Source organism: Nitrososphaera sp. AFS (genome assembly GCF_009898475.1).
Taxonomy (GTDB): Archaea; Thermoproteota; Nitrososphaeria; order Nitrososphaerales; family Nitrososphaeraceae; genus Nitrosopolaris.
This window is the reverse complement of record NZ_QURE01000101.1, coordinates 8,572-21,419: the sequence shown is the minus strand read 5'-3', so window position 1 is coordinate 21,419 and position 12,848 is coordinate 8,572. Positions and strand designations below refer to the sequence as shown.

Genomic DNA, 12,848 nt, shown 5'->3' with positions numbered 1-12,848 from the left:
TATGAGGTAAGAGAGCAAAATGCAGGGTATTAATAAAACTGATCAACAAGACCTTTCATTTAATGGAAGGTTCCTTTCATTTGCTAGTGCACTAGTAGGCGCACTAGTGATGGAAATTCTAATGACCTTTATAATTATCTGAAGTGGCTCTGGAAATCATCTTTCGTTCATGTAGACTTGGGTGCACACCTTTTGAGAAAGAGAGGTTCCCTATGCGAGGATTTCTTTAACTAGTCTCTTACTACCTTGGCTATGACACTCCTCTTTCTATGTTTCTACACAAAAGCATCTAGCTTGTAATTTCTGTGTTATGAGCGCGCCCTAAGCTGTATTGGAACTTCAAATCGTCGTCCGTATCTATTAATTGTCATCATTAGCTTGTCATTTGTGGCCTTCTTTCTCACATTTAGTGAAATTTCCGTATTATCATCAACTCTCTTGCCATCAACTGCTTCAATTATGTCGCCTTTTCTCAACCCTGCGTCATCAGCTGGACTGTTTGGTTCTACATGTTCTATTAAGGCACCATTTGTAGTTGGCAATTTGTAGTACTGAGCTAATTGTCTTGTTATTTTTACATATGATATTCCAATCCACGGTCTATTAATAATTCTACCATTTTGTATTAATTCGGTCATTACTGTTTTAGCGATATTGATTGGTACTGCAAATCCAATACCATGTGCATACGGCATCTTTGCTGTGTTAATTGCTATAACCTCACCTTTTGAATTTACAAGAGGTCCACCAGAGTTACCTGGATTTATTGCTGCATCAGTTTGGACTAATTCCAACACTCCATTTTCAAATTGAATTTTTCTGTTTAGTGAGCTTATAATTCCGGCTGTTACAGTTGGCCCGCCAGTCAAAGCAAATGGATTACCAATGGCAATTACCATTTCGCCTATTTTTAGATCATCAGAATTTCCTAAAGCAGCGAATGGAAGTGTCTCTGTCGAATCCAATTTAATAATGGCCAAGTCAGTTGCCTCATCTGTCCCTATTACTTTTGCATCAAACACACTTCCATCGGTCATCGTAACCTTTAGCTTTTGGGCTTCATCAATAACATGATTATTCGATAAGACATGACATTTTTCGTTGATTATTACACCTGAACCAACGCCTTCGACCGGGAATGCACGAAATGCTTGGTCACGGATTGTTCTTACGCTTGCGATGTTTACAACAGCCCTACTTACTTTTTCGACAGCATTTACAATTAGTTCATCATTAAATGGTATCATGTATTTTATTTATCACCTCAGAATATGAGATAAGCGTAGCACTAGCTGGAATCTTTATTTTACTCATATTTTTGTGCTCATCACAATATATTATATGGGTGGTATGCTATTTGTTGACTAGCAACGAAGAAACCTAGTCACATGTTCGCTTCCCTCCACTGCCTCTCGTACATAAGAACAAGCTAGAAATATAGTACATCAAATTTGAGAATTCTTTGCTGTAAAACAGTTCAGTAAATAATGAGGATAAAATGTAAAGAATATCATAATTAGTTGATTTTAGCGGATAAGGAAACGACGTCTATTTTAATCCTGCACAATCAGAGGTGGGATGAAAACTTTGAGTAGTACAACTCTGCACAATCAGAGAGAAGGAGCATTTCTGAAGTGCATATTCTGAGCGATTGACTCAGGTATGAGCACACGATGAAACCAAGCTGAATGCCAGCGCTATCACTACGATACACCAAGCTGAGGATTAGCTTCTATCTTTCCACTTCAGATTCAACTTGGTTAAAAGATTCCTCTTGAGGAGGACTAGGGAGCTGTCGACTGGCCGTTATTATTGACTTTGAGCGGATCGACACCATCTTTTGGCTCCGCATCTCATTACGCTGAGGGTGAATTTTCTGTCTGAAGTCGATTGGGAACTAAGGGTGCCGCCAGTAGTACCAACCAATTTTCTTTATTTGAGATTGATAGGTACTGATGATGATTCTGACGTTACTATCTCAATTTTAGTTTCACGTTATTAATTGGGCCAAGCATACACTATACTGTCTACTAATGCTACTGGTGATGATTCTGACGATACTATCTCAATTTTAGTTTCACGTTATTAATTGGGCTATACTGTCTAAACGAAAAGGCTATCGTCTAATAATACTCGATTTCTAGAGTAATCTACACTAACTGATATCACGACCGGAACATCCTTTGATTCTGTTGCTTTTTCCAATATATCAGGAAGCTTGGTAGTAGATTTTACATCATAACCCTCTGCTCCAAAACTTTGTGCGAGTTTTACAAAGTCAGGATTATTGAATCTTGTGAATGCGCTTTTCCCAAATTCATTTATTTGTTTCAAAGATATCATACCAAGATCAGAATCACACCATACAACCACTATGACGGGCAATTTCAAACGGACTGCAGTTTCAAGTTCTTGAACATTCATCAAAAACCCGGCATCTCCGCACATTGCAATCACTTTCTGTTTAGGTTTAGCAAGTTGAGCTGCAATTGCTCCGGGAAGTGCAAATCCCATTGAACAGAATCCATTAGTAATAATGCATGTATTGGGGCTATAAGATTTGTATACTTTTGCTATCCACAACTTGTGAGCTCCAACATCAGATATAATTATATCGTCTTCTTCAAGCGCATTTCGAACCGCAGAAACTAATTTTTCAGGCTTCACCGGATAAGATAAATCGTTATCGTACCTTTCTATTCTCAACGCTACTTCATGCTTAACATTTTTGAAAACCGATGGAATTTCATACCAAGGGAACCTTTCAAAGAATGGATTTTCTTTTTTCACTTCTTTTTCACGAAACTCTGCTAAGATAGCGTCTATCGTGTATTCTATATCTGCAGCTATTTCTACCATAGGCGGATAGTATGTATCAACTTCAGCAGGAGTGAAATCAATATGAATAATTTTCTTTTTTAGATCTCCATTCCAATTCTTAGGACTGTATTCTACAAGATCATATCCTACGGCAATTACCAAATCAGATTCTCTCATTGCGATCTGTGCATGATCAGCCTCTTTGATTCCAATTGTTTGTAAGTGTCTCTCTGATTTATCCGATATTACACCTTTAGCCATAAATGTATTCATGGAGCATATCCCTGTTTCCTCTACAAATTTTCTCAAATAAGGACTTGCATTTCCTCTTATACAGCCATTACCAACTAGTAAAATCGGCGCTCTAGCCTCATAGATCAATTTTGCTGCTGCTTTGACTGAAACTTGATTGGGTCTTGATCTTAAAAATGCTTGAGCTCTTATAGGTTTGATTTCAGAATTTTTTTTGGCTATGTCCTGTGGTATTTCAAGATGCACTGCTCCTGCTTTTTCGTCTAATGAAATTTTGAAGGCCCTTCTAGTAATTTCAGGTATATCATCAGGATTGCGAATTGACCAGTTCCATTTTGTGATCGGTTTGAACATGGTTATAACATCCATGTTTTGATGAGATTCCTTGTGTAGAACGTCAGTGCTAGTCTGACCTGTTATCGCTAGCAAAGGAGATCTATCCATATTGGCATTTGCAACTCCTGTAGCCAAGTTTGTGGCGCCCGGCCCCAATGTAGAAAGACAAACTCCAACCTTCTGTGTCAGCCTTCCATAAACATCAGCCATAAAAGCCGCTGCCTGCTCATGCCTTACCAGCACGAATTTTATTTTCTTTGATTCTAGTAATGATATCATAACATCATTAGTTTCTTCTCCCGGAATGCCAAAAATGTATTCTACTCCCTCGGTTTCTAAGCACTTTACGAACAGATCTGACACCTTCATTCTCTCACTGTCATCATCCTAAAACAAATGGTTGATCACCGATATTAGTTATGAACATTCACATTGGTCGTGTGGAACCATTCCTGTTTGAAATAAAGCTAGGTAATTTCTTCAGCACGCATTGAAATGGGTATTTTCGCTATACTCTACAACGTTATTAGCATGTTTTTTAGGTCTAGTCCACAGATTACATGAAGTCAATATCGTCTGGTTTGCGCTCATAATGTTACGCACAGTCGAGCTTTAGCATTCGATGGAATTGTGTCTTCCAGGACTGGTTGACTTGAACTTAAGAGAGCAGAGCTAATGGGTACTATGAGAAGTACTTTGAACTAGAGAACTCGGATGGTGTTAAAACTAGTTGTATCATATCCTCACTACGTGACTTCTTATGTTATCAATATGACACTGGATCAGAAAATATGTACTAAAGTAGCTTAAGATTTTTTATAATAGGTTCTATAGCCTCGTTCGGCATGGGTCCAATGCCAATGCAAGTCAGCGTATTAGGTGCTATCTGCGTTTTTCCTGCATCATGTATGAATGTCAAATATTCCATGGGCGCCTCACGAGTCACTTTAATCAGTTCCTCAGCACTATTAACCTTCAAGACAATTTTAGTCTGTGGTGGATCATCCTCATAAAGCCATGAAGTGTACCATTCATAATTGTATTTTCTGATTTTTTCAGCTGCTAGCACAGCTGCGTGAGCCACTTGCCCTGCAATCTTTCCTGCTCCCATACCCAAGTCCTTTCTGACTACTATTGCTTGTTTGTAATTATTCATATCCTACAACCTCACTAACTTATCTAATGAAAACTCAAAATGAATAGGCAATACCTAGATAAAGGAATTATGGCATTCCATCCCGTATATTCTACGAATACAATTGCCCTAGCTTTTGTCACCATAAATATATAGAAAATAATCTCCTTGTCTATTTAATTTTTTAAAACTTTTAACTAATCATATGTATGTTTTTGTCAGATCTCATATTCTAATCCTTTTCCACCACCATATTGCCCTTTCTAAGCGCAATACATCAACAGAATTATCACATCTAAATTCTCCTCGGCCACTCAGTTGAATCTTACCTGCTAATCTACATTGCCTTTATTGCTTGTGATAAGAGCACACTCGCATAAATGGATTGCCTTATTGAATCACTCCCTTTGCAATTATCCTTGTACCCGAACCGTCAGGTTTTAAAAGAGCATAGGGCTGGCCAGAAAAGAAAACTAGTTCGTTCTCTGAAGATATAACAATCTCAGTAGCGTTACGGTATTTTATTTTTACTGGTTTAGTTTGAAGACCCACAGATATGACATAAGTCTGGCTTTCTGTTATTTCTCCTTTATAATAATGAATTTTAATGAATTCTGCAGCAATAGAATTAGTAGCAGTCTGTAGATGTAGTGATTCAGGAGAGCACAGTACGTCGCCTCTAGAAATCTCATCTGCATCAATTCCCTTAATGGCCAAACCTACTCGTGCAGGACTTTTGGATTCAGTTACAGTGTCATCATGCATTTGAATCGATTTTACGATAATATTTTTTCCGCTAGGTAGAATTTTCAATTGATCAAATGTCTTAACTACACCTTGCTTTATCACCCCTAGTACCACTGTCCCAACTCCCTTCACCCTAAAAGCATGGTCTATTGGAATCATGCAATCTCCTTCTTGACTTTTTGGCTCAAGGTTGTTCATTAGTTGTTTTAACTGATCTATATCTGTGAGAAATTTAAAATCCGAAATTGATGTGTGTTTTATTAAAGTTTTTAGTTTTTCCTCATCTACCTCGTACGAATGTATAATGAATCCTTCCCTAGCCTTAATTGCATCGAGAGCTAAGATTTGCTCTCCTAGATACTTGTCTATCTTTGCGACATTCACGATAGCATATTCAGCAATGTTGACTGCCTGCATCAGAGATTGAATTTTATCTGGAAAGGTGATAGGTACAGTCCAAGTGTAAATAGTGTCACGTGTTTTTCTATCATAAATGGATAAATCGGTCGTAGTCCCTTTTTTACCTAGATCATTAACAATTTGATAATCGCCAACTATAACAAAATTTATACTCTTCATTGGGGTATACATAACTCAAGGCGATAAATTGTTTAAGTCAGTTATGATCTATTGCGGCCTATGAACACCCATAAACTAGCCAACGTAGTCGGGTGTAAATAGCCTTTTAACTACAACAAACAGAATTAAGGGCCTTCCATCCTAACAACAGAATAGCTCGATAATACGATCCGATAAGTGATGCTTAATGATCAAACTAGCAATTTGCGTTTTTTTGGCGACTCAAGATTATGAGATTCACTTGAGCACGACAGACCTGCAGGATTGCTCATTGTCCCAGTAGCGCACTCACTCGCACATTTATTCACCCAAAAGCTGCATTATTGAGCTTTCGAGAAATCCATTTGACCCAAAGAAGGTCTGTCGTAGCATCCCCTTTTTATCTACTAGGATCGCGGAGGGGGTGCCACGTAATCCATACACTTCAAACGTCTTTGCAGAAAACTGTTTTTGCTGTAGATATTGTTGGACTTGTTCATAAGCTGATTGCTTGTCCTTTTCAGAATAAGATCTGTATGCCGGTATATTGGCTTCGATAAAATCCATTATTTTCTCGCGTGTCAGAGGACCGACTCTAAGTAGAACATCCATTCCTACCGGAAATGGTATTTTATAACTTAATTTGTTACCTGGCAGCAAATGGCCATATTGCCCTAATACTCTAACAGGTTCTCCAATTAGCTCACCTGTGGTAAGCAAAAGCCTAAGATTTTCTATGGTATTTTTATCAAAATCCTCGAATGCAGTAGCTACACCTAATACTTTTAGATCCGAATCACGATATTTCCTATACATGTCTATTGCTTGTGGAATACCATGTGTGAAGCAGCCTGGGCAATTGACCTGAAATACCTCGACAAGTACTACGTTTCCATTTTCTTTGTCTATATTGGTCGGCCTACCTTGAACCCATTCAGAAACCGATAGATTAGGGGCTTTATTTCCTATTCTTGCCTGCATATATTCAGACTCATCCAACAAAATGTAATTTAAAGCATAGCAACCAATGTCAATTAAGTGGAACGTGGGAGTCAATTCCATTTTAGTCATTCAATGTTCTTGTTTGAGGCTAAGACAACGGATTAGCCACGATATACAAAACTTTCTAACACTTACAATACATTACAATACAATATAATATTGTAACATGAAGACCACTGGTGGCTAAATCTACGGAATTATAGAGTTGATCTATCTACAAGTAATTTAATAACAAGGTTTGAGCTTCTGCACTATGAGTTTGATTGCTCGTTTGGGGCCCAGAATTCGCTCTAAATAAATCAGGAAAATCAAAAATCATGTTTTTTTCTAATGCTCGCTGTTTTAAATTTTGAAGTATGCAAGTTTCATAAGATCTTTTAACATTGATATTATCCCTAGATCTCAACGGTTCTTTAAATTCATAAATGTCATTTTTGTATTTTTCTATACCATTTTTTATGCCTAACAAATTAATGATTGATTTAAGTCTTTCCCAGATATCTACTCTCAATCTCAGAATTGCCCCTGAGATAAACTGCACTCTAGCATCATGACAATTACCTATTATTCTTTCTATATGATGTGGAGAATCCGTAATCAAGGGCATGATAGGATCAATATTTACACCGCAACATACACCTGCATCTACAAATTTTTTTATAACCTGAAAGATAGAATGGGATGGCGGAGTACCAGGCTCTATCAAACGTCTGATCTGCTCGTCACATGTGGTTATAGACCAAACCAGAAAACAATCATCCTTATACCTTTGATGTAACCATAAATCTCGTTCGATAATTACCGATTTTGTAAAGACATAGTATGGAAATTTGAATTTTTGCAATGTTTCCACACATCTCCTTGTGAGATTATACTTCAATTCTGCAGGTTGATATGCGTCAGTAGCAGATGAGATCATTACTGGTTTAACGTATTCATGTTTCCAAGATTTCAATTGTTTTTCCAAAATTTCAGGTGCATTGCTCTTGGCATAAATTTTGTCATAAAACTCAGGAGACCATTCGTATGTTGCATAGCAATAACCACATCTATGGTGGCAGCCTTGATATGGATTAATGGTAAGTCCGTTATATCCTTTAACTATAAATGAATGAATTATCGATTTAGAGCTCTTTAACTCGATAGAGGGAGGATTCTTAGAGTACCACAAGTTCACAATCCAACAAAATTGGTCACATCAGAACTGCTAATTAAGGGATGAAGGGGGGGGGTGGGAGCATACTCTTTCTATTTTAATATGAATCTATACGTGAAGATCAGGTCCTTACACGATTTTCTCCCAAGTACAATTACTGATTAATGTGGTTGCTTAATCAACAGACCGTCCAAAAAAACGCCCAATTTATCAATTAGAATCATAATCTCCAATAATTCGAGATATCATAAAGTACTTTAAATGCATTGATTGTGGTAATCATCTCTTCATCTTAGAGTTAGCATTCAAATTAACCACAACCGGTTTTAAAAAAAAGAGGATCAAACACTGAAAGTATCTTCTAAGTTGTTATATCGACAAAATTAGCACTTAATAAGTAATCACATGCATAATTCGGAGATAAATTGTTCGCTAATAGGTATCTTCCTGGCTGTTTCCACACTCGCTGCAAAATTTGGCTTCTGATGGGAGTGAGACCCCGCATTTTCCACAGGATTTGGGATTTAGTGATGTGGAACGATCTCGTAAATTCAAATCACCTTCATTTTGATCCACAGAAACAGAATTAGGAAGTTGGCCTACCGTATTTACAGAAGACATGAAGCTATCGATACCAAAACTGCCTCCTGGCTGTGAGTTAGAAGATGATGTAGTTGCACCTGTCACATCTTTTATGGTAGTACCTTTTTCCAAAGCTGACCTAAGTTCTAATATTACCCTGACCATAAGAAAATTCAGAGCTGATGATGTGGCTACATAACTTAGGATATTAGAAAAGAATTCCTTCTCACTAACTTTATTTTCTTTGTATAGTTCGATTAATGCACTAAATGAATTCCCTTTTTCTTTAGTTTCATCCACTAGCTGCTTTAACTTTTCACTCAGAGTCCCAAGCACATCGACCCCAAAGGGCATCATTAGTAATTGTAGAACGCTACGGCTATTAATACAATATCCCTTAAATTCGCTTTCGCAAACTTGGCTAAATTAAATTGAGATGGAAAGATCATTAAGCTAAAATGTAAATACTACCTTAAAATATCTTTTACTGCAAATGTTTAAAACTTCTAGTCAGTTGCTACATTAGTGCTTGATTATATTTTTCCAAAGTTTTTTGGATATTTCCTACATTTTATTCCCAGCTCTATTGAAGACAAAATTATAAATACAGCAGCAAAACCTTTTTGAGACAAAGAGGCTTATCGCAATACATGCCTGTAAAACTCTTTAGAGGCTCTGCAGTTGGACTTCGGCAAGAGAAGAGAGACTTCGAGGAAGCTAGGAGGGTTTTTGAAGGAGAGATAAATGAATTTCTGGCTGACCCAAAGATTGAGGTAATAGATATCAAGTTTACTGCAGTGGGGGATATAAAATACCCTCCACGCGTTTATGCATTGGTTCACTATAAGATAAAGAGCTGAAGCCCTGATTGTCATTTCTTCAGTACGATTGGAACGCACTAGAGAAAAATGTGCATAGGTAATGCTAATGTACCAAGAATTAGACATGTCTGCAATTCTCATAGTAAATTGGATGGCTGAACCCTTTACATCATATCAATAGTGGAGTCATGGCCAACAATATCCTTCAAAAACGAGGATGATTGTCTTGTCGGTAGCTGGCGAGGTGTCTTAATTTAAAGACAAAAAGGGATTCAATGTAACGAAATCCAAGTTTAGTATGATTGGAAAAGTAGACCTATGACACTTATAGTACCCTGGGTACAAATTCAGTTAGACAAATGATTTCCCTCATCGTTGTTTGGGCGACAATATTAAAATTTGTTCATTTGAGATAAGTTTTAGATTTACAATTGTCCTAAAGAAATTTGATAGGCTCATTGATGCAAAAATCATCAACATTAATAAATAATGGCTGCTACGCCAAGGTACACAACGTGGTAAGATGCGTTTTTTACTCATCAAGACGCACAAGAGCTGCTAACAGAATCAATCTTAATGAGCACCGGTTCATTTAATCTTTATGTTCTTTAAGATTTTTACTATACCGATATAGTTCTGTTCTTCGTAATCATATTGGCAACTGTCATAGAAGCTAAAGGATGGTTGAAGTAGAATTAGACGCGATAAAAACAGCATATACCACAAGTATAAGGACCTTATTCTATTTAATAAAAATGTCATTATTGCTGGGATCTGTTCTTTCTTTTCCGCTGCTTATTTAACGCAGCTATATTACACTCATTACAACAAAAGTCATCTGTATAACTCAGTGTTTTCTTTATTAACAGAATATAGTGTTTATATACCGATATTTCTCTGCCTCTTTTATATTGACAACAGGTATAGGTATTTCGATCCACTAACCGGAAAAAAAGATTATAAGATCTTGAAAAAGGATTTGACGAAACTGTTCACTGCTTTTCTCATTTCTGAGATTGCCTATTCATTTTCGAAAATCTCTTTGACCTACCAATTTCTTCAATTGGGAGCGGTGCCCTATCAAGCATCGATGCTCAGCTCGTTGACCGCTTCCGTGATCTCTTTCTTTTTAATCAATTTGGCTGTATTCAAAGTTGTAAAACTATTTAAAAAATAATAGGCATTGTGACTCTCAAGTAAAGGTCTGTCCCTATTTCTAGTTGTCGTAAAATGTAATGTACCTCGATTTCGATGCTTGCTGATCTAATGCTTATTCATAGACTCGTGTATCTAAAAATACAAATAATGGAAAGAAACTCTAAACTCACAAGTATTACAATCGCTGATCAACACTTAATTCCAAAGCCATCATATGGCAATCAACGAAGTTTCGGGTTGATAATAGATTCTGATAGTGAGGCATTGACTTGAATGTTTAAAGTTACAACAATACCTTAATCTTGACCGTGAGTTTAATCTGGAGATAATATTCAAAATTATCTGCCTGCTGCTCGTCTGATATCAGGTAGGTTTTTAGATGGTAATACTGATTTGACTAAGGATGTCTAAAACATTTGAAATACTCCACGGCTATGCAACTCCGGATGGCACAAAGAATTATGCAAATAATGCGATACAAAAGAGGGGGAAACCGTCCTCCCATTTTAGATTGTTTGATGGTCTGTACTTGTCAAGTGTTGGAATAGGAACTTATCTTGGTAACACCACAAAAGAAGACGATGAAGCTCTTGAAAATGCAATTTATAAGTCTGTCAGCTCAGGTGCCATCAACGTTATAGATACTGCCATAAATTATAGGGCCATGAAATCAGAAAGGAGTATAGGCCGTGCCTTGAATAGCCTGATAAATGATGGCATTATTTCGAGAGATCAGGTATTTATCTGTACTAAGAACGGATATATAACAAATGATGGTGATTATCCCGCAATTGATGTAATGGAATATTTACAGAGGATGTATATATCTACAGGAATCATCAAACCCGATGATATTAGTTCTGGCTACAATGTACTCAATCCTGCGTATATTGAAAGATGTATTGATAAATCGTTAACGAATATGCATTTGGGTACCATTGATTTGGTTTACGTACATAATGCACTTGAGAGTTGGTATGAGGATGTCAGCAGAGAAGAATTTATTCAAATGCTGACGAAAGTTTTTGAAATTTACGAAAGATATCGTTCAAATAACAAGATACGATATTACGGAATGGCCACTTGGACATGCTTTAGAGTAACGCCAGATAACAAGGAATACTTGTCCCTGGAGGAGGTAGTTAAATTAGCAGAAAAAATTGGAGGTAACGAACACGGATTTCGTTTTATTCAACTTCCGTACAATCTGGCTTATAGCGAAGCATTAGTTCTCAAAAATCAGACTGTTGGTGCTGAAAAAAATTTAAACATACTAGAGGCTGCAGCAAGGTTGCGCATAGGAATATTTACAAGTATTCCATTATTCCAAGGGCAGTTACTTAGAGCGAGTATTCCGGACTATGGCGGATCAGGCGATCAAGTTGCAAAATTAATCCAAATAATTCGTTCAAGTCCATCTATAATTGCACCATTAATAGGTCAAAAGAAACGAGAACACGTTGAACAGAATCTTAGAGTTTCAGACATACCTCCAATGAGCAAAGAACAGTTCGAAAAATCATGTGCGATCTTGTTCAAAAAATCGTGAATTCCGCACCACATTTTTGGATAATACCAATTCAGTCGTTTATGACGTAGTCTCAATTGGATTCATTAGCATTAGCTTGGCCCATAATTTTTAATACTGATATATCCAATATTGAGCTATACTTCTCCGATGAGTAACATTGAAGCATCAGAAGATAATACAGAATCGCCCACTACCTATGGGAATGATGCTTATAAAAAATATAGACAAAAGAAGAAAAAAGACAGATTAATAACTCATTAAATACGATTGATTACTATTGATATAGGAGAAGAGGGAACGGATGTTGTAAGATTAAACTATTTTCTATTTTCGGCTTCTAAGAAGATACTTTATATACTTTACACCTTTACAGTTCTAAGAAGATACTTTACATGGACCTGATGCAGCTAAAACTATCATGATTTGTGTTAGAAATATTATCTTATAACTTTTAAGTTGATAACGTCCAAGGTGGAGCTGGTGGTGCTTCAATAGTTTTAATTCTGGTAATTCAACCAATGGTAATGGTGGTAATGGCGGAATAGCAGTATTGGGTACATTTAATGGGAGAAGTGGTAGTGATCACAATTCACATAACAGCGGCAATTCAAAATCTGGTAATGGTGGCAACGACGTACTACTGGGTACATCTAATGAGCTAATGGAACTACTTGCAGTACTACCGATTGCGGTAATGGTGGTAATGGTGGCATTGCAGCCAAGGGTACGGCAAATGGTTAGAACGGTAAT

9 protein-coding genes are annotated in these 12,848 nt (G+C 36.9%); 2 read left to right on the top strand and 7 right to left on the bottom strand.

Annotation, left to right across the window (positions count from 1 at the left end; all coding sequences use genetic code 11):
• Nucleotides 1-308: 308 nt before the first annotated feature.
• From DYY65_RS09685 to DYY65_RS09655, 7 genes are all read right to left on the bottom strand, one after another.
• Complete coding sequence (locus DYY65_RS09685) at nucleotides 309-1,247, bottom strand: S1C family serine protease (protein WP_162477758.1); 939 nt, start codon at nucleotides 1,245-1,247, stop codon at nucleotides 309-311.
• An 856-nt stretch (nucleotides 1,248-2,103) separates the two neighbouring features.
• Complete coding sequence (locus tag DYY65_RS09680) at nucleotides 2,104-3,777, bottom strand: acetolactate synthase large subunit (RefSeq protein WP_162477757.1); 1,674 nt, start codon at nucleotides 3,775-3,777, stop codon at nucleotides 2,104-2,106.
• Between the two features lie 427 nt (nucleotides 3,778-4,204).
• Nucleotides 4,205-4,564, bottom strand: a complete 360-nt coding sequence (gene pth2 / locus DYY65_RS09675; protein WP_162477756.1) for a peptidyl-tRNA hydrolase Pth2 — start codon at nucleotides 4,562-4,564, stop codon at nucleotides 4,205-4,207.
• A 369-nt stretch (nucleotides 4,565-4,933) separates the two neighbouring features.
• Nucleotides 4,934-5,869: an EF-Tu/IF-2/RF-3 family GTPase gene (locus tag DYY65_RS09670; RefSeq protein WP_162477755.1), complete on the bottom strand. Its 936-nt coding sequence runs from the start codon at nucleotides 5,867-5,869 to the stop codon at nucleotides 4,934-4,936.
• A gap of 300 nt (nucleotides 5,870-6,169) precedes the next feature.
• Entirely contained in the window at nucleotides 6,170-6,829 is a 660-nt protein-coding gene (locus tag DYY65_RS09665; RefSeq protein ID WP_162477759.1) for a peroxiredoxin family protein, read from the bottom strand.
• 235 nt (nucleotides 6,830-7,064) lie between these two features.
• Complete coding sequence (locus tag DYY65_RS09660; RefSeq protein ID WP_162477754.1) at nucleotides 7,065-8,021, bottom strand: SPL family radical SAM protein; 957 nt, start codon at nucleotides 8,019-8,021, stop codon at nucleotides 7,065-7,067.
• 417 nt (nucleotides 8,022-8,438) lie between these two features.
• Entirely contained in the window at nucleotides 8,439-8,945 is a 507-nt protein-coding gene (locus DYY65_RS09655; protein WP_162477753.1) for a zinc ribbon domain-containing protein, read from the bottom strand.
• Nucleotides 8,946-9,238: 293 nt separating this feature from the next.
• Here DYY65_RS09655 and DYY65_RS09650 point away from each other — a divergent pair, with 293 nt between their 5' ends.
• Together DYY65_RS09650 and DYY65_RS09645 are read left to right on the top strand one after the other, a co-directional pair.
• Complete coding sequence (locus DYY65_RS09650) at nucleotides 9,239-9,448, top strand: hypothetical protein (protein ID WP_162477752.1); 210 nt, start codon at nucleotides 9,239-9,241, stop codon at nucleotides 9,446-9,448.
• 1,522 nt (nucleotides 9,449-10,970) lie between these two features.
• Nucleotides 10,971-12,116, top strand: a complete 1,146-nt coding sequence (locus DYY65_RS09645; protein WP_162477751.1) for an aldo/keto reductase — start codon at nucleotides 10,971-10,973, stop codon at nucleotides 12,114-12,116.
• Nucleotides 12,117-12,848: the final 732 nt, after the last annotated feature.